Consider the following 22,022-nt stretch of genomic DNA (forward strand, 5'->3'; position numbering starts at 1 on the left):
GTATAACGGAGAAATGCCCGCTTCCATCGCTATCGTCGGCGCCGGTCCCCGCGGCGCGTCACTTCTCGAGCGGATCGGCGCGCACCTCTCACGCTCCGACGCCCCGTTTCGCGGCGAAGCCGTCGAGCTGCACATCGTCGACGAGGCTCAGTTCGGTGCCGGCCGCATCTGGCGCACGGATCAGACGCGCGAGCTCTGCATGAACACGCTCGCGGACGCGGTGACTCTGTTCACGGAGCCCGGGGCGTCGGTCGCGGCGCCGGTGCAGCAGGGGCCGACGCTTTACGAGTGGTGCGTGCTCGTGCTCGAGGCGCAGCTCGGGGGCGAGGCGCTCACCGAGGAGTTGCGCGAAGCTCGCGAGCGTATCCCGGAAGCGCACGTCTCGATGCTCGCGTCATTCCCCCTGCGCGAGGGGCTCGCCGAGTCGTACCGGGATGAGCTGCGCGCCCTGCGCCCCGACTCGCACCCGAGTCGTGCCCTCTACGGCGAGTACCTCGTGTGGTGCTTCGAGCGCGCGATCGCCGCGCTTCCTCCCGAGGTGCACGTCGTGCGACACCGAGCGCGAGCGGTGAGAATCGCGCGCGTCGCTGACGGTCGCGAGCGGGTCGAGCTGAGCGACGGGTCCGCGATCGCAGCGGACTCCCTCGTACTGGCAACGGGTTGGATGCCGCGCGGCGAGACCGCGGATGAGCGCGAGCTGACCGCGGTCGTTGCCGCGCGCCCGGAGCTGGTCTGGGTGCGCCCGGGGAGCCCGGTCGAGCAGGATCTGAGCCGCGTGCCCGCCGGAGCACCGGTGATCGTGCGCGGGCTCGGCATGGGCTTCTTCGACACGATGGCGCTCCTCACCGCGGGGCGCGGCGGGCGGTTCGTCTCGGATGCTGCCGCCCCGGGCGGGCTCCGTTACGAGGCGAGCGGCGAGGAACCCGTGCTGCACGTCACGTCGGGGCGCGGCGTTCCGTTCCGCGCGAAGACGCTGTACGGGTCGCTGCCGCCGCGAGCGAAGCAGCGATTCCTCCTCGGCGTGGACTGGTCGCGCCTGCCGCGACCCATCAATTTCGACCGCGAGCTCTGGCCGCGCGTCGTGGCCGACGCGTACTTCGACCACTACCGGACGCTCCGACGCGTGCGGCCCGAGGCGGCCACCGGAGCGGCCGAGGAGGTCGAGCCGTTGATCGCGGCCGCGATCCTGCCGCACCTCGGTGAAGACGCCGCTCCCGAGCCGCTCACTGCCGCCGCCCGGAGCGTCGCCGCGGCGGTCGCGCCGTTCATACCGGACCCCGCGGATCGCTTCGATCTGCTCGGGGAGATGCGCCCCGTCGGCCAGCTCCACCCGAGCGCGGAGGCGTTCGACGCGTGGGTGGTCGACCGGGTCGAGCGGGACCTCGCCGAGGCGGAGTTGGGGCACGACAGCGCGGTGAAGGCTGGACTGTGGTCGGTGAGCTCAGCGCGCGGCGTCGCCCAGGTGGTCGGCGCGCTCGGAGGCTTCGACGCCGAGTCGCGGGAGTCGGGCTACGCTATGACTCACGCCGTGGGCGCGATGGCCGGGTCAGGCCCGCCCGCGTTCCGCAACCGGCAGCTGCTCGCGCTCGCCCGGGCCGGCCTCGTGCACTTCATCGGGCCGCGCGCCGCCCTCACCGTCACGGACGCGGGCTTCGTCGCCGAATCACCGCTCGTCTCCCAGTCGTCAGTGACGTCGTCGACGCTCATCGATGCGTGGATGCACTTCCACGACGTCGGTGAGACGGCGGATCCCCTCGCGCAGAGCCTGCTCGACGCCGGACGGGCGCGAGCGTTCGCGATCTCCGCGCGCGGGGGCGACTCCCGCCCGACCGGCGCCTTCGACGTCGACCTCGCCACCGGGCGCCTCGTCACGCCGAGCGGCGATCTCGACTCGAGCGTGCACGTCGCGGGCATCCCGGTCGATGACGCGCTGCACGGCACGATCATCAGTCCCATGCCGGGGACCGATCCGCCGATGCTCCGCGAGACCGACCGCGTCGCGGGTAGCCTGCTCGAGACAGCGCTGCGGGCGCGATCGGATCGAGGCGAGGGGTCGTTCGGCGGCTCGCGCGATCCGCACCCCGCCTCGCCGGCCCACGACATTCCATCACCATTCGAAGGAGCCTCACGTGCCTGATTCCCGCCCCGTCGCCCTCATCACCGGAGCCTCGAGCGGCATGGGCCGCGAAATCGCCCGGGAGCTTGCGCAGACGCATCACGTCATCGCCGTCGGCCGCAACGCCGAGCGCCTCGCGGCTGTCACCAGGGAAACGGGGGCCGAGGCTTGGCAGCTCGACATCACCGACGACGCCGCACTCGCGACGCGGATCGCGGAACTCGAGCGGCTCGACGTGCTCGTGCACGCGGCCGCGATCGGGGATCACCGCTCCGTCGAACAGGCCGACGCCGCGGAGTGGTCGCAGCAGTTCGCGGTGAACGTGCAGGCGCCCGCGCTGATCACGCGCGCGGCGCTTCCATTGCTGCGCGCGGCCTCGGCAACCGTCGTGTTCATCGGCTCGGGCGCGAGCACGCGGCCGGTCGGCGGGAGCGCGGTCTACTCCGCGACCAAGCACGCGCTGCGCGCGACCGCGGACGTGCTGCGCATCGACGAGGAGCCGCACCGCGTGCGCGTCGTGACGATCGCGCCGGGCCAGACGGACACCGACATGCTCCGCCGCAACATCCCCGAGGACCAGTACACGCCCGAGCGCTACATCCGCCCCGAGTCGGTCGCCGCGACGGTCAGGTTCGTCGTCGAAGCGCCTGCCGACGTGCAGATCACCGACATCGCGGTGCGCCCGCGCCAGGAGATTGCGCGGCTGTAGCCGGTGCGCTCGTGCGCGGCGCGAGCTGAAGCCCGCGCCGGGCGGTCAGGCGTTGTTACACCGTGAAGTCGCTCGCTGCCCGAGCGACGGTGATGCGCTGCATGAGTTCGACGACGGGCAGGTGCTCGGGGTGCGAGGCGTAGACCGCGAGTCCGTCGGCGTCGTCGAAATCGGCGACCAGCGTGAGATCGTAATTCGTTCCGTCGAAGAGCTCGTTGCGGTGCACCGACAGTGCGCGCACCGTCGGGATGCGCTCGCGTAGCGGCTCGAGAACGGCCGTTGCCTCCGCGGCGCGCTCGCTCCGCTCTTCCGGGGTCTCCCCCACGAACTTCCAGCTGACGATGTGGCGAAGGGTCATGTGCGCTCCTCGGGTCGATGGTGAAACTGCGTGAAGTCGTTATGCCCGGCGCTACGAGCGACGCAGGCGGCGCAACGGATTGCGCGCGGCCTTCGTCACCGCGGCCGTGAGGCGCTCGGCGTCCACGCGCCAGATCGCGTGCCGGCGCCCCTCGATCTGCACCACCGGAATGTGCTCGGCGTGCACGCGCGCGAGCGCGGGATCCTGCAGGATGTCGAGCTCCTCGAGTTCGGTCTCGATGCCGTCCGAGGCGAGCGCCGAACGCACCGCCTCGATCGTCTCCCGGGCGTCATCGCAGAGGTGACAACCGGGCTTCCCGATGAGGGTGAGGTGCACGGGCGACAAGGCGGCTCCTGGCTTCGGTAACGGTGCGACGTGAAGACGCGAGGCTCCTCAGCCCAGCGCCCGGGTATGCGAAAGGCGCCGAGCCACAGGCCCGACGCCACGCATCGCTCACCGTCTCACGACGGCGGCGATTACTTCTTGTTGCGACGCTGGTGACGCGTCTTACGAAGCAGTTTGCGGTGCTTCTTCTTCGACATGCGCTTACGGCGCTTCTTGATAACTGAACCCACGATAACCTCACAACGTCTCTCGGGCCGCTGGGATCGGGGCCCACAAAACACTTATCCTACCGCGACCTTCGCCACGATGCGAACTGGATGCGACTGCGACCTCAGCCGCGAAGCTTGAAGCGCGCGACGAGCTCTTTCACGCGATGCTCGGCTCGCGCAGCGGCCCGCCCGATGCGTTCTGCCGCGGCGGCGGCTTCCTCGGGCAGCACCTCGCCGAACTCGTCATCCTCGCCGGGCCCCGCGACGCGTTCCCCGTCCTCGGAGAGATATTCGACCGTCACTTCGGTTTCGAAGCCCGCGGACAGGAACGGGATCACGAAGTCCTCGACCATTTCGAGCGGTTCCGGGTCGAGCGAATAGAAGCGGTGCTGCCCCACCTCACGCACGGCCACCAGCTCGGCCTCGCGCAGGACCTTCAGGTGCTTCGAAACCGTCGGCTGACTGATCTCCAGCTTCCCGACAATCTCGGACACGCTCATCTCGGCGTTCTGCAGATGCTTCTCGAGCAGCACCTGCAGAATGTCGCGCCGCGTCGCGTCGGCGATGACTCCGAAAATATCTGGCATAGGCACCAGAGTAGTCGGCGAGCACGCTCCTGTCCCCCGTCGGGGCAGCGCTCGATCCGCTGCGTGTGTAGCATGTCAGAATCGAGTCGCTGCCGTGGCGGGCACGCGATGAATGTCATCGCCAGAAAGCAGGAGTCGTGAGGGCACGCGCTGCGAGGGGCCGGTTCGCCGGCCTGCTCTCGCCGAAGTCGTGGATCGGCAGCATGATCCATGCCTCACCCGCACGGTTCGCGCTCCTCGTGTTCACGGGGCTGATTCTGCTCTGGACCGCGCTCCTGTCGCTCCCGTTCGCGAGCCGCTCGCACGAGGTGACGCCGCTCGCCGATGCGCTCTTCACCGCGGTCTCCGCGATCTGCGTGACCGGGTTGTCGACGGTCGACATGGCCACGCACTGGTCGCTCTTCGGCGACATCCTGATCCTCGCCGGTCTGCAGATCGGCGGCATTGGCGTCCTCACCCTCGCGAGCATTCTGGGCCTCACGGTAACGCGACGCCTCGGGCTCCGCACCCGCCTGCTGGCCGCGGGCGACACGAACCCGATGCGCATGGCGAAAGGCGCCTCGGAGAGCCAGGCCGTGGGCCTCGGCGAGATCGGCGGCCTCCTCGCGGCGGTAGCACTGAGCCTCGTCGTGATCGAGCTGACGCTCACCATCTTCATCACGCCCCGGCTCATGATCGAGGGGTATGACTTCTGGCATGCGCTCTGGAACGGGTTCTACCTCGCGGCCTCGGCGTTCACGAACACGGGCTTCGTGCCGCTGCCGGGCGGCCTCGCTCCCTTCGCGACGGATATGTATCTGCTGACGGTGCTCGCGGTCGGCGTCTTCCTCGGCAGCATCGGCTTTCCCGTGATCTTCGCGCTCTACCGCTACGTGGTCGGCGGCGGGTGGCGCGCGCACAAGCGGCTGGGCCTGCACGCGAAGCTCACGCTCACGACAACCCTGCTCTTCGTCGTCTTCGGATGGCTCGCCATCGCGGTGCTCGAGTTCAATAACTCCCGCACGCTCGGCTCGCAGGACTTCGGGGACACCCTGTTCAGCTCCATATATATGTCGGTGATGACGCGTTCCGGTGGCCTGGGCGTGATGGACCCGGCCGACATGCAGGGCTCGACCCTCCTCGTCATGGACATGCTGATGTTCGTGGGCGGCGGATCGGCTTCGACCGCGGGCGGCATCAAGGTGACGACCATCGCCGTGCTGTTCCTCGCGGCGTACGCCGAGGCCCGCGGCTTCCAGGACATGCAGGCGTTCGGGCGGCGCATTCCGAACGAGGTGCTGCGCGTGTCGGTGTCGATCCTCATCTGGGGCGCGACGATCGTGCTCGCGGCGTCGGTCGCGATCATGCACCTCACCGGTGAGCGACTCGACATCGTGCTGTTCGAGGTGATCTCCGCCTTCGGCACCTGCGGCCTGAGCACCGGCCTGTCGTCGACGATCGACGATCCCGGCAAATACATCCTCGCCGCAACCATGTGGGCGGGGCGCGTCGGCACGGTTACGCTTGCGGCAGCGGTCGCGGCGACGAGCCGCTCGCGCATGTTCCGACTCCCCGAAGAAAGGCCGATCGTTGGTTGATATTCGCAGTGACGCCCCGGTCATCGTGATCGGGCTCGGCCGGTTCGGTGCGGCCACGGCCGGCCAGCTCGATCGGCAGGACCGCGAGGTGCTCGTCGTCGACACCGACGCGGGCCTCGTGCAGAAGTGGGCCGACCGCGTTACGCACGCCGTGCAGGCGGACGCGCGCTCGATGGAGTCGCTGAAGCAGATCGGCGCGGACGAGTTTCAGATCGCGGTCGTCGCGACGGGCGCCTCGATCGAGTCGAGCGTGCTCATCGCGGCGAACCTCGTCGACCTGGGCGTGCCGCAGATCTGGGCGAAGGCGATCTCGGCGTCGCACGGCAAGATCCTCGAGCGGATCGGCGTGCACCACGTGATCTATCCCGAGCGCGAGGCGGGCGAGCGCGTCGCGCACCTCCTGAGCGGCAGCATGCTCGACTTCATTCAGTTCGACAACAACTACGTCATCGCGAAGATGTACCCGCCGCGGTCGATTCGCGGCCGCACGCTCACCGAGAGCGGCGTGCGCACGCGCTACCGCGTGACGGTCGTCGGCGTGAAGACCCCCGGCCAGCCGTTCACGCACGCCACGCAGGACACGGTGGTGTCGACGCACGACCTCATCATCGTGAGCGGTACGGCAGCTGACGTGGAGCGGTTCGCCGCCATCGGTTAGCGGGCGGATCGCGGCGCGCCGAACTCCGCGCCTCGGCCCGTACTCGCCGTCCGTTCCCCGATCGCTCCTTCCGAACCGCTCCAGCGAGCCTCTCGACGAACCTCTCGCGCGCTTAGCTACTCGCCGCGTTCGAGTTCCTCGGAGCGACGCACGTTCGCCGCGAGTGCGCGGTCGAAGAGCTCGCCCCACCTCGCGTCCTGCAGCACGAGGATTGCCTGCTCGGTCGTGCCCTTCGGGCTCGTCACTCGCCTGCGGAGCTCATCGGGATCCTCGCCGCTCTGCGCCCAGAGCTGGGCGGCGCCCACGACGGTCTGCTGCACGAGCGTTCGCGCCTGATCCGCATCGAAACCGGCCCGCTGCGCGGCGGCGGTCATCTCCTCGGCGTAGAGGAACAGGTAGGCGGGGCCCGATCCCGACACCGCCGCGACCGCATTGATCTGCTCCTCAACCACGACGAGCGCCTCGCCCACCGTCGCGAAGAGGCGCCGAACGAGCTCCACCTGCTCCTCGCTTGCGGCCACGCCGCCCGCGATGCCGGTCGCGCCGAGGCCGATCGTCGCCGGCGTGTTCGGCATCGCGCGCACGACGGCGGTGCCCGCGGGCAGCACGGCCTCGATCGCGGAGCAGGGCACCCCCGCTGCGACGCTCACCACGATCACTCCTGGCTCAAGGTCGCTCGCGATCTCGCGCGCCAGATCGACGACCATCCACGGCTTCACCCCGAGAATGACGATGCGGGCGCCGCGCACGGCGTTGCGATTGGCCTCCGCATCTTGTTCCGTGGAGTGTGCGACCACATCGTCGGCGTCGGCGAAGGCGCGCGCGCTCTCTGCCGAGCGGGTCGTGACCGCGATCGGGCGCTCGATGTCGACGCCCGGCGCACGGAGCCCCGCGAGGATCGCGCCGCCCATCGAGCCGACACCGAGCATCGCGGTTCGGGGCAGCGGGGCGTCGGCGGTCCCGTGGGCGCCTTCGCGTGCGGCGGAACTGGTGGCCTCGGCGGGTTGCGTCATCGAATCGCTCATGGCCCCAGTGTATGAGCGGCCTCCGACATTGCGGCCGGGTGTGGATATCTCAGCGCCGGCGTCGGCGGTGGCCCATAGAATTGATCCACTCCCCTCGCACGAGGGGGTTCGTCGTAGGGAGGCATCTGGCATGAGCGCGTCAGGCGGGAACAAGGCGATCATCGCGGCTCTGCTCGCGAACCTCGGTATCGCGGTGACGAAGTTCATCGCGTGGGCGTTCTCGGGCTCGTCCTCGATGCTTGCTGAGGGTGTGCACTCTCTCGCGGATTCCGGCAACCAGGTGCTGCTGCTCGTCGGCGGCAAACGAGCTCAGCAGCGAGCCGACAAGGAGCACCCGTTCGGCTACGGTCGCGTGCGCTACGTCTACGCCTTCGTCGTCGCGATCGTGCTGTTCTCCATCGGCGGCGTGTTCTCGGTGTACGAGGGCATCTCGAAGATCCAGCACCCGCACGCGCTCGAGGTCTGGTGGCTTCCGCTGCTCGTGCTCGGCGTCGCGATCGTGCTCGAGGGCTTCTCGATGCGCACGGCCATCCGCGAGAGCCGCCCGCATAAGGGCAACTCGACGTGGGTGCAGTTCATCCGGCGCTCGAAGGCTCCCGAGCTCCCCGTCGTGCTGCTCGAGGACTTCGCGGCGCTCACGGGCCTGGTCATTGCGTTCGTCGGTGTCGGCCTCACCGTGCTCACGGGGAACGGCCTGTTCGACGGCATCGCGACGGTCGCGATCGGCGCGCTGCTCGTCGCGGTCGCGATTGTGCTCGGCGTGGAGGTCAAGAGCCTGCTCGTCGGCGAGGGCGCGAGTGACGAGGACGTTGCCAAGATCGAGGCCGCGCTGCTGAACTCGCAGGATGTGGATCGCATCATCCACATGAAGACCCTCTACCTCGGCCCCGATGAGTTCATGGTCGGGGCCAAGGTCGATATCGCGGCCACGAAGACGATGAGCGAGGTGTCGGTCATCATCAACCTCGCGGAGCGGCGAGTGCGCGAGGCGGTTCCCGCGGCACGGGTCATCTACATCGAGCCCGACGTGTACCTCGACCCGAACGCTGACACTCCTTCGACGAGTTCCATCGTCATGCTGTCGAGCGATTAGGGACTTCGAACCTGCCCGCCATGCCGACCCATACGAGGACGAGCGCAGCCGTGCGTCTCGAGAACGTGAGCAAATCGTTCGGTTCGACGACCGTGCTGCACGGCATCGACCTCGCGCTCGAGCCGGGAGAGCTCGTGTGCCTCCTCGGTCCGTCGGGTTGCGGCAAGACGACCGCTCTCCGCTGCATCGCCGGACTCGAAGAGGTGAGCGCGGGACGCGTGGTGATCGGTGAAGACGACGTGACGCGCGTGCCCGTAAACCGGCGCGACATCGGCATGGTGTTTCAGCAGTACTCGCTGTTTCCGCACCTCTCCGTGGCGCGCAATGTCGAGTTCGGTCTCGGGATGCGGCGCGTGCCGAAGTCCGAGCGCGTCACTCGCGTCGCCGAGATGCTCGACATTGTCGGACTCGCCGACCTCGCGGAACGCTACCCGAATGAGCTGTCGGGCGGCCAGCAGCAGCGAGTCGCTCTGGCCCGGGCACTCGTGACGCGCCCCCGCGCTCTTCTGCTCGACGAGCCGCTCTCGGCCCTCGACGCGAAAGTGCGTGTGCGCCTGCGCGAGCAGATCCGCGCGATTCAGACCGAGCTCGGCATCACGACCGTCTTCGTGACCCACGACCAGGAGGAAGCGCTCGCTATCGCCGACCGTGTCGCGGTGATGGACGGCGGGCGGATCGCGCAGCTCGGCACTCCCGAAGACCTGTACCGCCGGCCCGCGACCTCCTTCGTCGCCGACTTCGTCGGGCTTTCGAACCAGCTCGATGGCAGGCTGGAGGGCGACCTCGTGCGCCTGCGCGGTGGTCTGGTGCCCCTGGTTGACGCGGAAGCGGGGGCATCTCCCCCGGGTCACGGCGTTCAGGTCACCGCCTATGTGCGTCCCGAGCACGTGGAGCTGATCGCGCAGCACGGTGGCGGGGCGCTCGGCGAGCACGAGGCAGTGGTGCTGTCGAGCGGCTTCCTCGGGCCGATCCGCCGCACTGTGGTGCAATTCAGCGACGGCACGGAGCTCGCCGCTCAGCACGCCGCGGAGCTGCACTTCTGCGCCGGTGACCGCGTCGAGGTGCGGTTCGCTCAGGTCCCGGTGACGGTCGCGCCGCGCTGATCCGCCCCGCCTCTGCGTGCCGCGTGGTCTCAGCGATGCGAGCCTCGGCGTCGCGAGACCTCAGCGCCGCGTCTCGAAGAACGCGCGAAGCAGCGCCGCGCTCTCCTCGGCTCGCACGCCCGCGACCACTTCGGGCACCGCATGCGGAAGTCGACGGTCGCGCAGGAGGTCGTAGACGCTTCCCGCAGCGCCCGCCTTGTCGTCCCATGCACCGTAGACGACACGCGAGAGTCGCGCCGCGAGGATCGCTCCGGCGCACATCACGCACGGCTCGAGCGTGACGACGAGCGTGCACCCCTCGAGCACGCGGTCGCCGAGGGCGCGAGCGGCTGCACGAATCGCCAGGATCTCGGCGTGACCCGTCGGGTCTGAATCGGCCTCTCGGACGTTGTGCCCGATCCCGAGCACCTCGCCGCGAGGCCCGAGCACGAGCGCGCCCACCGGGATCTCACCCGCATTGCCCGCGGCCGAAGCCTCGGAGAGCGCCGCATCCATCGCCTGGAGCTCATCGGGCGATGGAGGGATCGTCGTCACGCCAATAGGATAGGCCCATGCGAGTCTTCGTTGCGGACCACCCACTCATCACCCACAAGCTCACCGTTTTGCGTGATGCGAAGACGCCGCAGCCGACGTTTCGTCTGCTCATCGAGGAGCTCATGACGCTGCTCGCGTACGAGGCCACGCGCGAGGTGCGCGTCGAGTCGCACGAGATCGACACCCCGGTGGCGCGTACGACGGGCGTGCGGCTGAGCGAGCCGCTGCCGCTGATCGTGCCGATTCTGCGCGCTGGTCTCGGGATGCTCGAGGGCATGGTGAAGCTCGTGCCGACGGCCGAGGTAGGGTTCCTCGGCATGGTGCGCGACGAGGAGACGCTGCAGCCCACGACGTATGCCGAGCGCCTCCCCGACTCGCTCGCGGGCCGCCAGTGCTTCGTGCTCGACCCGATGCTCGCGACGGGCGGATCACTCGCCGCGGCGATCAAGTTCCTGTTCGACCGGGGCGCCGACGACGTGACCGCGATCTGCGTGCTCGGCACGCCGGAGGGCGTCGAGGCGATCCGCGAGGCCGCCGGCGATCGACGCGTCACGCTCGTGCTCGGTGCGCTCGACGATGGGCTCGATGAGCACGCCTACATCGTGCCGGGTCTCGGCGACGCGGGCGATCGTCTTTACGGCACGGTGGATCACTGATCCGCTGACCGCTGCGGGCTGCGTGCTGCGGGTCCCCGCGCCCGCTCCCGTTGGCGCGCGCTCGTGCCCGGCCGACCGCACCCGGCCTTCTATGCGACGCCAATGGCCGCTTCGCCGCCGAATAGCGGCCACAAACGTCGCCTCGATGCAGACTTCGCCCGCGCGCTTGACGCGGAACCCGTAGCTTTGCTTAACTTGCGAGTATGCATGAGACCACTCGTCCCCAGTCCGCCTTCGAGGTGAACATTGGGCAGACCGGCATGATGATGGCCGGTCGAGGTGTCATGCGCTGTCGAATGTGCATGTGAGCGCACTTCACATCTGAGTGAACGCCCACGCCGAGCTGCGACATCGCCTCGGTTACGCGGGTCACGATCTCCTCGTTCGATTCGAGAACGTGCCCCTCTCCCTCGCACACCCCGCCGAACACGGCACCGGTGCCGCGCGCAGATGCGCCGCACCCAGACGACAGCCTTTGAAGGATCATGATCATGAATGCCACCGTCCAGTCCCACCGCGCCGCCCGCCCCGAGCTCACCGCAGAGCTCGCACCGCAGCCGACCGCTGACCGCCGCGTGCCCGAGGGCACCGAGGTTCGCGGGTTCGCGCTCTACGTCGGCCTCGCCGACGACAAGATCGCTGAGGGCGATCCGAAGCTCGGTGCGATCGTCACCCGGATCAAGCAGCTCGTTGCGGAGCTGGCTCCGGCCGCCGAAACCTACGCCGCTGTGGCGCTTGCTCCCGAGGAGACGGGTGGTCGCGACGTCGACGTCGTGCGGCTCGCGCTCGGAGACCCGGCGGCTCACGCGCGTCAGAAGCAGCACGAGGCCGAGGAACAGGATCGCGCCGCAAGCGGCGTCGTGCTCGACCTCTCGCGCAAGCGGGTGCTCCTCGATAATGTCTCCGCCGCCCTGACGTTCCGCGAGTTCGAGCTGCTGCAGTACCTCGTGCTCCGCGAGGGTCGCACTGTGAGCCGCGAGGAGCTGATCACCGCCCTCTGGAGCGAGAGCAGCGACGAGGAGGCGCCGAGCGAGCGCACCATCGACGTGCACATCCGCCGCCTGCGCGTGAAGCTCGCGCAGTACCAGGACATCGTGCGCACCGTCCGCGGTACGGGCTACCGCTTCGACCGCCACGCCGACGTCGCGATCCTGCACACGCCCGGTCCGAGCCCCGACGCGTTCTGAGTCGGCGTTCTTCGGACTCCCGCTCCCCTGGTGAGCGCGGGAGGACGACCGTGCTTCCGCGTTCGCTCTCCGTTACGCAGCGCGGAGCAACCTCCTATCGCTGCGGCACCGCCTGCAGTAGCCTCGAAGGCGAAACCACCCGTCGAAGGAGAACATCATGACGACGTTGCCACCCGAGGGTCAGGGCGATCCCAGCACGGCCGGCGCCCCCTCGAGCGACCCCGCAGGGACCCCGTCCGCACCGACAACGCCGCCCGCCGCGCCTGAACCACCGCAGACGCCACCGGCCCCGCTTTCGGAGCCGCAGTACGCGCCGCCGCAGCAGCCTCAGTACGCTCCGCCTCCCGTCACGCCGCCGACCACGCCGCCCCAGGCGAGCGGCTACGCGCAGCCGCCGCAGCAGCCAGGCGGCTACACCCAGCCCGGTGGTTACCCGCAGCCCGGCGCTGGCGATGCGCACGGTGGATACCAGGGACCGCCTCCCGGCGGTTACCAGCAGCAGGGTTACGCCCAGCCGGTCACCGACCCCGCGACGAACGTGACGCTGAACTACTGGCTGTCGGTGTTCTTCACGTGGATCCCGGCGCTCATCTTCTACCTCGTCGATAAGGACAAGGGCGACCAGCGCCTCTACGCCTACCAGCGCGACAACCTCAACTTCTCGTTGCTGCGGCTCGGCGTCGGCCTGGCCACCTGGATCCTCGGCGTGATTCCCTACATCGGCTGGCTCTTCGCCTTCCTCCTCGGAATCGGCTCCATCGTGCTGTTCGTCTTCCACATCATTGCGGCAGTGAAGTCGACAGAGTCGTTCCGTCGCGGGGAGCACCCGGGCTTCATCTTCAACGTCCCGCTCGTCAAGTAGACGACGACCCGCTGCATCCGCGCCCCGCTGCAATCATCGCAGCGGGGCGCGTTTGCTTTGGGCCGCCATCGTGCGGTGCGTTCGGGGCACATTTCGGCGCGTGTTGCGCGCTCACATGCCACGACACGCACCGCAAGTTACCCCGATCCCAGGGGTGGGGACGCGGCGAGGTGCGGGGAGCGGGTGGCCGCAGGCGCCGCGGAACTACTGCTGCGGGACGGGGCGCGCCTGCGCGGTAGCGCGACTCGCCTCGCGACGGCGGCGCCAGCTTTCGGCGACTCGCGCCACCGTCTGGCGCGCCCAACCGAGCAACCGCCGCGCCCAGTGGAACTCGCTGCCGAGGATCGCGAGTCCGAAGAACACGATGAGCCAACCCGGGCCGGGCAGCGGCACAAGGATCAGCCCCACGACGACGACCAACGCGCCGATCACGGTGACCGTGAGTCGGTACGCGATGTCCAACCAGCGGCGCGAGCGGATCGCAGCGCGGAGGCGCGCTGCCGCGAGCGCGATCCGTCGCCTGCGTCGTCGGCCGTCTGTGCGGCGGGCGGGGCTCAAGGCAGGCATGACGCGAGTGTATGCGGCGACTCTGGCAACACGCCGCGAGTGCGCTCACCTTACGCATAGACTGACGCAATGACCGAGCGCTGGCAATCCGTCGCAGCCGCGGCCGGGCTGATGTCCCCCGACGGCTCCACCCGCCCAACGATCTTCGGGGAGATGACCGCTCTCGCGAACGCCACGAACTCGGTGAACCTCGGCCAGGGGTTCCCCGACGCAGACGGCCCCGAGTGGGTGCGGCGGGTGGCCGCTGAGGCGATCCTCGACGGAGCGAACCAGTACCCGCCTGGCCGCGGTATTCCCGAGCTGCGCGGGGCCATCGCCCGCCACCAGGAGCGCAATTACAGGGTTGCCGTCGACCCCGAGAGCGAGGTGCTGGTTACCGTCGGCGCGACCGAAGCCCTCGCGGCCGCGCTGCTCGCATTCGCGGGCCCCGGCGACGAGGTTGTCACGCTCGAGCCCTACTACGACGCGTACGCCGCCGCGATCGCGCTCTCGGGCGCGACTCACGTCACGGTCGCCCTGCGACCCGAGGCCGGTGGCTTCACAGTCGACCGAGCCGCCCTCGAAGCCGCGGTCGGCGAACGCACGCGCGTGATCCTCCTCAATACACCTCACAACCCGACCGGAACCGTGCTCAGCGCAGCGGAGCTCGACCTTGTCGCAGCGGCCGCGCAGCAGTGCGACGCAATCGTGCTCACCGACGAGGTCTACGAACACCTCACCTTCGACGGCCATCAGCACCGGTCGATCGCGGCGCTGCCCGGCATGGCCGAGCGGACCATCACGATTTCGTCGTCGGGTAAGACGTTCTCGCTGACCGGATGGAAAATCGGCTGGGCCGTCGGGCCCGCGATGCTGATCGAAGCGATGACTGCCGTGAAGCAGTTTCTGACGTATGCCGGGGGTGCGCCGTTTCAGCCCGCGATCGCCCGCGCGCTCGATGAGGGTGAGGCCGACATTGCCGCGCTGCGCGACTCGCTGGCGGATCGCAAGGAGCTTCTCGTCGCCGGCCTCCGAGGTGCCGGGTTCGGTCTCGTGGTGCCGGGCGGCACGTACTTCGTGTGCGCCGACGCTGCGCCCTTCTTGAGCGACGCGGTTCCAGACGGAGCCGCTTTTGCCCGTGCACTCCCGCGAGCCGTCGGCGTTGCATGCGTGCCGGTCTCGGCGTTCTGCCGCGAGGGATCACCGACCGCCGACGCGCTCTCCTCGTGGGTGCGGTTCACCTTCGTGAAGGACGACGCGACGATCCGCACGGCGATCACCCGCCTGGCCGGCCTCACGGCCGAGCACCTCGCCGAGCACGCATAAGCAAAAGGGTCCCGCCGCAGTGCGACGGGACCCGGTGGCGGAGGATGGGGGATTTGAACCCCCGAGGGCGTTAACCCAACACGCGTTCCAGGCGTGCGCCATAGGCCGCTAGGCGAATCCTCCTCACTGGCGAAAGCCAGCGCGCACCAGTCTAGCGGGTTCTCGGCGCCACTCCGAACCACGGGCAACGCGCCACGGAAACACGGTGCAGCGCGCACTGAAACGTCGCGCGGCGCCCTCGCAATTCGGCTGACCGCTCCCTGCACGCGGCCCGGGAGATCGCTGGACGCCACTGAAAGAACGGCAGCGGACTTGAAAGTAACAGAACGGTAACGCATACTAGGTGAGGCGCTCGGGCCACCGCCCGGCGTTTTTTGTTGAGTAATCCGGAGCGTTGCGAGTGAATCTTCCTGTCAAAGCATTTGTCGTCGGCCTGGTGTCTTCCGTGACCTTTGCCCTCGGCGCTGCACCGGCAGTTGCAGTAGCCCCGCTCGAAGACTTCTCCGTTCCCGCGGCTGCGGTACAGCCCTCGACCGCGGTCGCTCAGCAGCTCGATACGAGCACCCAGGCACTCGCGGGCGCCTCGATCGATTCGGTTCTCGAGGTCGAGGAAATCGCGAAGACCCCGCACAACTACGACGTCGCCGCCGCGATCGCTCTCGCGGAGAGCGAGGTCGGCACGAGCCGCCCCACCGGCTGGAACGCCCCGGGCGAGTGCATCATGTCGGCCCAGCGCTGGATCAAGGCGGGCGGCGGAGCCTGGACCGGTAGCGGCGATCCCGTTGCGAACTACGCGGGTGCGACGCGCGTGAGCCTCGCAGATGCCGAGGCCGGCGACGTGATTCAGTACGAGTACACCGCCTCGCCGACCTCGTGGGTCACCGGCGTGCACACGGTGCTGATCACCGGCGTGAACGACGACGGCACCTTCACGATCATCCAGTCGAACAGCCCCGGCGGATCGGGCCTCGTCACCGAAGAAGAGAACTGGACCCCGCAACCGCCTGCCGGCTTCACCCCCGCTGTCTGGCGCTTCTAACAACAAGCGACCGGCCCGCAGCAGCGACCGGCCCGCGGCAGCCGTAGCCTCTCGGCGTCAGCCGCGAGTAGCCTGAACGCCTAGTCTCGTCGACGCCTCAATGGCGCGATGCACGCGCGAGCGCCTCTTCATACACAGCGAGCATCTGCTGCGTCCGCGACGACTGCAGAAAGCGCGACGCCTCAGAATCGCTGACCCGCAGCTTCTCGAGACTCCCGTCGTCAGATGCGAGTCCAACGGCGAGCTCCGCGTCGGCCTCCCGCAACGTGTCGGCCAGCGCGCTCACGCTGTCCCCCGACACGACCCAGTGCGGATCGACCGCTACATCACGCGCGATATTCGGGTCGGAGAAGATCGTCGGCGTGCCAAGCGCCGCCGCTTCGAACGGCGTCAGGCCCTGCGTCTCGAACCCGACCGATGTCTGCACGAGCGCGTCAGCATCGCGCAGCGCGGCGAGCGCGGCCGCGTACGGTACGGGCCCGGGAATGGTCACTCTGTCGCTGAGACCGAGCGCTGCGATACGACGCTCGACCCGCGGCAGCAAGAGCCCCGCTCCGTGCAGCGCGACGTCCGCATTGATACCCGACTCGGCGACCGCCTCGATGAACTCGAGCACGCGCTTCTCGTGGCTCATGCGGCCGAGCCACACCAGCTTCGTGCGCCGACGCGGCGAGCGAGGCCGAGCGCGGGCCTCGGCGACCAGCGCGTCATCGACGCCTCCCGGCGTGACTCGCACGCGATCCGCCACCCCGTGGCGCATAAGAGTGTCGGCGAAGTGCTGCGATGGCGCGGTGACGACCGCGGCCTCGGCGGCGATCTCTGCGAGATAGCGCCAGGCCCCGCGGGATGCGCGGTCGACCGGACCGCGGACCCGGCCGAGCGCCAATCCCCGCCAGGCACGTAGCCCAGCGAACGCGACGGGCGCGAGCGGCGTCACCGCCCGCGTTCCGGCGTCGACGTGGTTGTGCATCGTGTGAACGATCGGCACGCCCAGACCGCGCGCCGCTCGGATGCCGATGAGGGCACCCCAGAAGTCGCCCTGCACGTGCACGAGTTCGACCCGCGGCCGTGTCGCGAGCGCACGAGCGAGCGCACGATCGCTCCGCCGACCGGGGAAGGTCAGCCCGTATTCGCGATCGACGGTGATCGGCGCAGAGGGGAGGTCGACGTAGGCCTCGCGATCCTGCGCCGCTGTTGCGTACCCCCGCCGATGCAGAGCCGGGGCCGCGACCGTCACCCGATGCCCCAGCGCCTCGAGCGCGCGCCGCTGCAGCCGGATCGCCACCTGCACGCCCCCGAGGGAGTCGGCGTGCTGGTCGGTGACGATGAGCACGTGCATGGTCAGCCTCTGCGATCGCCGCGGTAGAGCGCCTCGAAGGTGTCGAGCGTGCGATCGATATCGTGCACCTGAACCTCCGCGAGCGACGCGCGCTGCATGCGCTCGTACTCCTCGTGCGGCATCGTGAGCACGCGGCGGATACGGCTCGCGAGCTCGCGGTCGTTGTGCGGCTGGAAGAGGAAGCCGTTCTCGCCGTCGTGCACCAGGTGCGGCAGCGCCATCGCGTTCGCGGCGACCACGGGCAGCCCGGACGCCATCGCCTCCATGGTCGCGATGGACTGCAATTCCGCGATCGACGCGATCGTGAACACGCTCGCGCGGGTGAGATGCGCGCGCAGCTCCTCGTCGGTAACGCGGCCGGTGAACTCGACGCGATCAGAGATGCCCAGATCGGCGGCGAGCTTCTCGAGGTTCTTACGCTGATCCCCGTCGCCGACGATGGTGAAGTGCACGTCGAGCTCGGCTTCCAGGCGAGGGATCGCCCGGAGGATCACATCGATCTCCTTCTCGAGCGTCACGCGCCCCACGAACACGAGGCGGTTCTCAGTGCGAGGCGTGAGGTCGGCCCGGTAGTTCGAGGCCCGGAGACCGCAGCTCACCGGAAGAACCCCTCGGCGGTGCGTGTTGCGCTCGAGGAAGTCGGCCGCCCTGCGCGTCGGAGTCGTGACCGCGGCAGCGAGACGGAGAACCCGATCCGCCGCGTTCCAGCCCCAGCGCACGAACAGCCGCTTCGCCTTCTCCGGCAGCAGGGTGAAGTCGAGCACGTTCTCGGGCATCACGTGGTTCGTGGCGATGATGCGGATGCCGCGCTTCGCGCCTTCGATGGCGAGCGCGCGCCCGATCACGATGTGCGACTGAATGTGGATGACGTCGGGGCGCACGCGGTCGAGCAGACGCCGCGCGTAGCCGCGTGCTCGCCAGGGAAGCACGAAGCGCAGCCAGTCGTGCGGGTACCACCGCCAGCTCGCCCAGCGGTGCACGGTCATGTTCTCGCCCTCGATGTTCTCCGAGAACGCACCGGTACGGTTGTGCCGCGTCGACGGCGCTGCAACGTGCACGTCGTGCCCGCGCTGCACCAGCCCCGCGGCAAGACGCTCGGCGAACCGCGCGGCTCCGTTCACATCGGGGAAGAAGGTGTCGCATCCGATGAGGATGCGCAGCGGGGCCGGACGATCGGTGGTGCTCACGGTGCTCGGGAGTCCTTCGGTCGGGGGTCGGGGCGTGTCGCGCGGAACGCGCGGATCCGCTCGCGAAACGAGCTGCGACCAGTGTATAAAGCGGGGCCTTCGAAACCGCCGCACTCAGCGGCGAGGCCGGCGCGGAGACTGACGCGGATTCCGACGCGCCTGCCGACGTGGAGCGCGCCGAGTCGCTCGCGAGGATCGCCCGGTGTGCGGAATGTAGCGCGGGATCCAGCGCGCGAAGCCGAGCGCGCCGAGCACCGCCAGCACGCCGGCCCCGGCACTCGCGATCGGAAGCGATGCAACCGCGACGGCCGAGACCGCGAGGGGTGCGGCCGCTCCCCCGAAGTCCGTGAGCGTGCGCCACGCCGCGAGGAACGGTGCGGGGCTGCCGGGCGGCGCGAGATCCGCTCCTAGAGTCATATTGATGCCGCTCGAGAGCCCGTTGCCGAGCCCCACGACGATCGCGACGACGAGGAGCCAGACGCCGGCGGACGGAAGGTCGTGGCTGATGGAAAGCGCGAGGAAGCCGCCCGCCATCACGAGCAGCGCCGGCAGGCTCGCCCAGAGTCGACCGTAGCGATCCATCACCTGGCCGCTCGTGTAGAAGAGCGCGAAATCGACCGTTCCCGAGATGCCGACCACGAGAGCGACCTGGGTGGCGTCGAGCCCGATCGAGACACCCCACAGCGGCAGCAGCACGTCTCTGATCGAGCGGAGACCGGAGAGGATCGCGGCCGCGCCCCCGACGCGGAGCAGGCCACCACCGCCGTCACGGATCGCACCCCAGACACCGGGCCTGGGGGCGGCTGGGGGAGCGCCGAGCGACGAGCCAGTGCTGCCCGCGCTCGAGGAACCGCGAGCGGAGGCACCATCAGCAGCAGCGACGACGCGTTCGGGATCAGGCGCGAAGGCGACCAGGCCGGCCGCAAGCGCGACGCCCACCACGAAGGCCCACACCGGCGCCTCGTGGTCACCGGTGAGCGCGATCAGGCCCGCGGCCACGAACGGCCCGACGAAACGGCCCATTCGATTCGTGCCACCGAGGAGCGACAGGGCTCGAGCGCGGAAGTTCACCGGCACGCGAGTCGTCATGAACGAGTGCCGCGCGAGGCCGAACGCGGCGCCTGCAAAGCCGATCACGAAGACGGCGAGGCCGAGCACGGCAGGGTTCGGGGCGAAGGCGACTCCGAGCGCACCGACGAGCGCAACCCCGGAGGCGATGAGCATCGCCGCTCGTTCTCCGGCGCGGGACACGACCCAACTCGACGGGAGGTTTCCCACGACCTGACCGACGACGGCGGCGGACGCGATGACGCCTGCGAGCCCGATGCCGGCGCCCATGCGCACCGCAATGATCGAGACGAGGGGCAGGATCGCGTACTCGCCGAGCGAGAACAGGATCGACGGCCCGTAGATGCTCAGAGCAAGGCGCCTGAGGAACGCGGGGGCCGACTGTGTCATGTTCGTTCCAGCGTACTGCGGGAACGCAGCGGCTGACGGACTCCAGCCGCTCCATGACGCATTGATACTTTTATGCCTTATACGTCGATATATAGAGCTTCAAGTGACTGGTGTTGCACGCCTGAGACATAGACGATGTTTCGATGCCACAGATCCATTCCGACGCCGCCGTGAAGATCGGTCGGCGCCTGCGCGAGGTGCGGCAGCAGCTCGGTATCTCCCTCGAGGATCTGGGCGAGCTCTCGCAGATCAGCTGGGCGAGCATCGGAAGGATTGAGCGAGGCGTTTCGAGCCCCACCGTCGAGACGCTCGTGCGCATCGCCACGGCGCTCGACGTCGACCCCGGCGCGTTTCTGAGCGATCTCACCGCCGATGATTACGGGGTGCGGGCGCACCAGGTGACGGCAAGAGACCTCATTCGAGCGCGCCGCTCGGACTCGCGACGACGGAGCGGCTGACCGCACAGCGGAACGCGCGAGTCTCAAGCGCCCCGTCGCCGCGCGCTCAACACGGTGAAGGTCGCGTCTCGCGCGAGTTGCCGTGTCGGGCCGATCTCCTGCTCGACGAGCGAGCGATATCGCAGGTGCGAGTTGAATACGAGACGCAGTTCGCCGCCGGGCGCCAGCGCGCGAGCGCACGCGCGAATCAGTCGGTGCGCGACGCCGGCGTGAACGGTGGCGCCGGTATGAAACGGCGGATTGAGGAGGATCAGATCAGCCCACTCGTCGCTGACGGCGTCAGTGGCGTCCTCCCGATGCACCTCGACGCGATCCGCCACGCCCGCTGCCTCGCTCGTGAGCCGCGTCGCCTCCACGGCCGCGGTGGACTGGTCGGTCGCGATAACGCGGGCGCGAGGGAGCGCGCGAGCTGCTGAAACCGCGAGCACGCCATTGCCGCAGCCGAGATCGACCACTCGTTCGGCCGTCGACGGCGCGCTCGCCAGGGTGCCGAGCAGCAGCCGGCTCCCGCGGTCGAGCACCGGGCCACCGAACGTCGCCCCGAAGGCCGCGAGGTCGAAATCGATCGCCGGGTCGCTCCCCCAGCGCGGGAAACTCTGATGCGCGCCGGCTTCGCGCCGTGGGCCGCTCGCGAAGAGCAACCGCGACTTGCGCCATCCCAGCCCTGCGGAGACGTCGGCGAAGGATCGCCCGAGCACGTCGTTCATACCGCGAGTCATGTGCTTCACTCGGCCGCCGGCGTAGACGCGCACCTCCGGGCGCGCCCAGCGCGCGATCGCCTCGGCTATCTCGGTGAGCGCGTCGAGACCGCGTGGCAACTGCAGCAGGACAGTGCGTGCTCCGTCCAGGAGCTCGGGGCCGAGTGCGTGCGAGGTGAAGCTGCCGGTCAGCCCCTCCCGCTCGGCGTTCTGCTGGAGCGCAAGCTCGCCGAGCAGCGGGTCTTGGTGGGTGCGGATCGCCGTCGCGCCGAGCGCGGTTGCCGCGCCAAGCGTGAGCGCGCCGTGGCGGTCGCCGATCACGGCAAGCTCGCCCGCGCCCAGATGGTGCGGTGTTGCGGATACCGCGCGATCCGCCGCCACCGTGCGGAGGAGCAGGTGATCCGTGGCGTCGAACGGCAGCAGCTCTTCCGCGTCGAAGTCGGGATCGCGTCGGAGCCGCGCGAAGAGCGCGTCGAGGGCCGAGTCGATACTGGCTGGATCCGGGGCCTCGCCGGAGGCCGGGGTCACGGCTGCCACACGACCACTTCGGCGTTCCGCCGCAGGCGCGTGCCTCGCTTGAGCGTCACCACCTCGCCGCCGGCCGAACCAGCCGCGAATACTCGGCGCTCTGGGCGTTGCAAGCGCTCCTCGGTGAGTGCGCGCTCCAGGTCTCGCACGCGCCCCTCGAGCTCGCGGACGCGATCCTCGAGATGCAGCACGCGGCGGATGCCCTCGAGGCTGAGCCCCTCCGCGGAGAGGCGAGCGACGTCGCGGAGGCGCGCGACATCGTGGAGCGAGTAGCGCCGCGTGTTTCCGCGCGTTCGCTGGGGCGACACCAGGCCGATGCGGTCGTACTGCCGCAGCGTCTGCGGATGCATCTCCGCGAGCTCGGCCGCCGCGGCGATCGCGAAGACCGGGGTGAAGCGATCCATCTGCGGGTTCGCCATAACCC

General features: G+C 69.3%; 24 protein-coding genes and 1 tRNA gene. 12 read left to right on the top strand and 13 right to left on the bottom strand.

Translation table 11 applies throughout. From position 1 onward, the window contains the following. Positions 1-13: 13 nt before the first annotated feature. Together WFH00_RS06030 and WFH00_RS06035 are read left to right on the top strand one after the other, a co-directional pair. On the top strand, positions 14-2,137 hold the full coding sequence (locus tag WFH00_RS06030) for an FAD/NAD(P)-binding protein (RefSeq protein WP_336659801.1): 2,124 nt from the start codon (positions 14-16) through the stop codon (positions 2,135-2,137). Continuing rightward, positions 2,130-2,825: an SDR family oxidoreductase gene (locus WFH00_RS06035; protein ID WP_336659802.1), complete on the top strand. Its 696-nt coding sequence runs from the start codon at positions 2,130-2,132 to the stop codon at positions 2,823-2,825. The genes WFH00_RS06030 and WFH00_RS06035 overlap by 8 nt, the downstream gene beginning before the upstream one ends. A gap of 55 nt (positions 2,826-2,880) precedes the next feature. Here the strand turns inward: WFH00_RS06035 and WFH00_RS06040 are convergent, their stop codons facing one another. From WFH00_RS06040 to WFH00_RS06055, 4 genes are all read right to left on the bottom strand, one after another. Continuing rightward, positions 2,881-3,183, bottom strand: a complete 303-nt coding sequence (locus WFH00_RS06040; protein WP_336659803.1) for a Dabb family protein — start codon at positions 3,181-3,183, stop codon at positions 2,881-2,883. Positions 3,184-3,234: 51 nt separating this feature from the next. Then, positions 3,235-3,519 (bottom strand): glutaredoxin family protein, encoded by a 285-nt coding sequence (locus WFH00_RS06045; protein WP_336660221.1) that lies wholly within the window; start codon positions 3,517-3,519, stop codon positions 3,235-3,237. Between the two features lie 140 nt (positions 3,520-3,659). Further along, positions 3,660-3,758, bottom strand: a complete 99-nt coding sequence (locus WFH00_RS06050) for a 30S ribosomal protein bS22 (protein ID WP_005504750.1) — start codon at positions 3,756-3,758, stop codon at positions 3,660-3,662. Positions 3,759-3,859: 101 nt separating this feature from the next. Next, positions 3,860-4,324, bottom strand: a complete 465-nt coding sequence (locus tag WFH00_RS06055; RefSeq protein WP_336659804.1) for an ArsR/SmtB family transcription factor — start codon at positions 4,322-4,324, stop codon at positions 3,860-3,862. A gap of 203 nt (positions 4,325-4,527) precedes the next feature. Here WFH00_RS06055 and WFH00_RS06060 point away from each other — a divergent pair, with 203 nt between their 5' ends. Together WFH00_RS06060 and WFH00_RS06065 are read left to right on the top strand one after the other, a co-directional pair. Further along, on the top strand, positions 4,528-5,901 hold the full coding sequence (locus tag WFH00_RS06060; protein ID WP_336660222.1) for a TrkH family potassium uptake protein: 1,374 nt from the start codon (positions 4,528-4,530) through the stop codon (positions 5,899-5,901). Continuing rightward, positions 5,894-6,559: a potassium channel family protein gene (locus WFH00_RS06065; protein WP_336659805.1), complete on the top strand. Its 666-nt coding sequence runs from the start codon at positions 5,894-5,896 to the stop codon at positions 6,557-6,559. The genes WFH00_RS06060 and WFH00_RS06065 overlap by 8 nt, the downstream gene beginning before the upstream one ends. A gap of 116 nt (positions 6,560-6,675) precedes the next feature. On the opposite strand, the gene proC is transcribed toward WFH00_RS06065, so the two are convergent. After that, positions 6,676-7,488 carry a pyrroline-5-carboxylate reductase gene (proC, locus tag WFH00_RS06070; protein WP_336660223.1) on the bottom strand — a complete coding sequence of 271 codons (813 nt, stop codon included), beginning with the start codon at positions 7,486-7,488 and terminating at the stop codon, positions 6,676-6,678. 226 nt (positions 7,489-7,714) lie between these two features. Here proC and WFH00_RS06075 point away from each other — a divergent pair, with 226 nt between their 5' ends. Together WFH00_RS06075 and WFH00_RS06080 are read left to right on the top strand one after the other, a co-directional pair. Beyond that, positions 7,715-8,677, top strand: coding sequence for a cation diffusion facilitator family transporter (locus WFH00_RS06075; RefSeq protein ID WP_336659806.1), 963 nt, complete (start codon positions 7,715-7,717; stop codon positions 8,675-8,677). Positions 8,678-8,697: 20 nt separating this feature from the next. After that, positions 8,698-9,780: an ABC transporter ATP-binding protein gene (locus WFH00_RS06080; protein WP_336659807.1), complete on the top strand. Its 1,083-nt coding sequence runs from the start codon at positions 8,698-8,700 to the stop codon at positions 9,778-9,780. A 60-nt stretch (positions 9,781-9,840) separates the two neighbouring features. On the opposite strand, the gene WFH00_RS06085 is transcribed toward WFH00_RS06080, so the two are convergent. Continuing rightward, positions 9,841-10,305 carry a nucleoside deaminase gene (locus WFH00_RS06085; protein ID WP_442918812.1) on the bottom strand — a complete coding sequence of 155 codons (465 nt, stop codon included), beginning with the start codon at positions 10,303-10,305 and terminating at the stop codon, positions 9,841-9,843. 26 nt (positions 10,306-10,331) lie between these two features. Between WFH00_RS06085 and upp the strand changes: the two genes are divergently transcribed. From upp to WFH00_RS06100, 3 genes are all read left to right on the top strand, one after another. Then, positions 10,332-10,970 carry a uracil phosphoribosyltransferase gene (upp, locus tag WFH00_RS06090; protein WP_336659808.1) on the top strand — a complete coding sequence of 213 codons (639 nt, stop codon included), beginning with the start codon at positions 10,332-10,334 and terminating at the stop codon, positions 10,968-10,970. 491 nt (positions 10,971-11,461) lie between these two features. After that, on the top strand, positions 11,462-12,157 hold the full coding sequence (locus WFH00_RS06095) for a winged helix-turn-helix domain-containing protein (RefSeq protein WP_336659809.1): 696 nt from the start codon (positions 11,462-11,464) through the stop codon (positions 12,155-12,157). Between the two features lie 157 nt (positions 12,158-12,314). Beyond that, complete coding sequence (locus tag WFH00_RS06100) at positions 12,315-13,019, top strand: DUF4870 domain-containing protein (RefSeq protein ID WP_336659810.1); 705 nt, start codon at positions 12,315-12,317, stop codon at positions 13,017-13,019. Between the two features lie 204 nt (positions 13,020-13,223). Here WFH00_RS06100 and WFH00_RS06105 read toward each other — a convergent pair whose 3' ends face one another. Further along, positions 13,224-13,586 carry a TIGR02611 family protein gene (locus tag WFH00_RS06105; RefSeq protein ID WP_336659812.1) on the bottom strand — a complete coding sequence of 121 codons (363 nt, stop codon included), beginning with the start codon at positions 13,584-13,586 and terminating at the stop codon, positions 13,224-13,226. 69 nt (positions 13,587-13,655) lie between these two features. On the opposite strand from WFH00_RS06105, the gene WFH00_RS06110 reads away from it, so the two are divergent. Then, the gene (locus WFH00_RS06110; protein WP_336659813.1) at positions 13,656-14,891 is read left to right on the top strand and encodes an aminotransferase class I/II-fold pyridoxal phosphate-dependent enzyme; all 1,236 of its coding nucleotides are present in this window, start codon (positions 13,656-13,658) and stop codon (positions 14,889-14,891) included. A gap of 35 nt (positions 14,892-14,926) precedes the next feature. Here the strand turns inward: WFH00_RS06110 and WFH00_RS06115 are convergent. After that, positions 14,927-15,014 (bottom strand) — tRNA-Ser (locus tag WFH00_RS06115). 322 nt (positions 15,015-15,336) lie between these two features. Here WFH00_RS06115 and WFH00_RS06120 point away from each other — a divergent pair. Continuing rightward, entirely contained in the window at positions 15,337-15,930 is a 594-nt protein-coding gene (locus tag WFH00_RS06120) for a CHAP domain-containing protein (protein WP_336659814.1), read from the top strand. A 97-nt stretch (positions 15,931-16,027) separates the two neighbouring features. Here WFH00_RS06120 and WFH00_RS06125 read toward each other — a convergent pair whose 3' ends face one another. The 3 genes from WFH00_RS06125 to WFH00_RS06135 all read right to left on the bottom strand — a co-directional run bounded on the left by WFH00_RS06125 (position 16,028) and on the right by WFH00_RS06135 (position 19,914). Continuing rightward, on the bottom strand, positions 16,028-17,269 hold the full coding sequence (locus WFH00_RS06125) for a glycosyltransferase (RefSeq protein ID WP_336659815.1): 1,242 nt from the start codon (positions 17,267-17,269) through the stop codon (positions 16,028-16,030). A 2-nt stretch (positions 17,270-17,271) separates the two neighbouring features. Continuing rightward, positions 17,272-18,456 carry a glycosyltransferase gene (locus WFH00_RS06130; protein WP_336659816.1) on the bottom strand — a complete coding sequence of 395 codons (1,185 nt, stop codon included), beginning with the start codon at positions 18,454-18,456 and terminating at the stop codon, positions 17,272-17,274. A 114-nt stretch (positions 18,457-18,570) separates the two neighbouring features. Next, entirely contained in the window at positions 18,571-19,914 is a 1,344-nt protein-coding gene (locus tag WFH00_RS06135; protein ID WP_336659817.1) for an MFS transporter, read from the bottom strand. A 143-nt stretch (positions 19,915-20,057) separates the two neighbouring features. Here WFH00_RS06135 and WFH00_RS06140 point away from each other — a divergent pair, with 143 nt between their 5' ends. Then, positions 20,058-20,372, top strand: coding sequence for a helix-turn-helix domain-containing protein (locus WFH00_RS06140; RefSeq protein WP_336659818.1), 315 nt, complete (start codon positions 20,058-20,060; stop codon positions 20,370-20,372). Between the two features lie 23 nt (positions 20,373-20,395). Here WFH00_RS06140 and WFH00_RS06145 read toward each other — a convergent pair whose 3' ends face one another. After that, positions 20,396-21,607 carry a class I SAM-dependent methyltransferase gene (locus WFH00_RS06145; protein ID WP_336659819.1) on the bottom strand — a complete coding sequence of 404 codons (1,212 nt, stop codon included), beginning with the start codon at positions 21,605-21,607 and terminating at the stop codon, positions 20,396-20,398. Beyond that, complete coding sequence (locus tag WFH00_RS06150; RefSeq protein WP_336659820.1) at positions 21,595-22,017, bottom strand: heat shock protein transcriptional repressor HspR; 423 nt, start codon at positions 22,015-22,017, stop codon at positions 21,595-21,597. The genes WFH00_RS06145 and WFH00_RS06150 overlap by 13 nt, the downstream gene beginning before the upstream one ends. Positions 22,018-22,022: the final 5 nt, after the last annotated feature.

Source organism: Leucobacter sp. USHLN153 (assembly GCF_037145615.1).
In the GTDB taxonomy this organism is placed as follows: domain Bacteria; phylum Actinomycetota; class Actinomycetes; order Actinomycetales; family Microbacteriaceae; genus Leucobacter.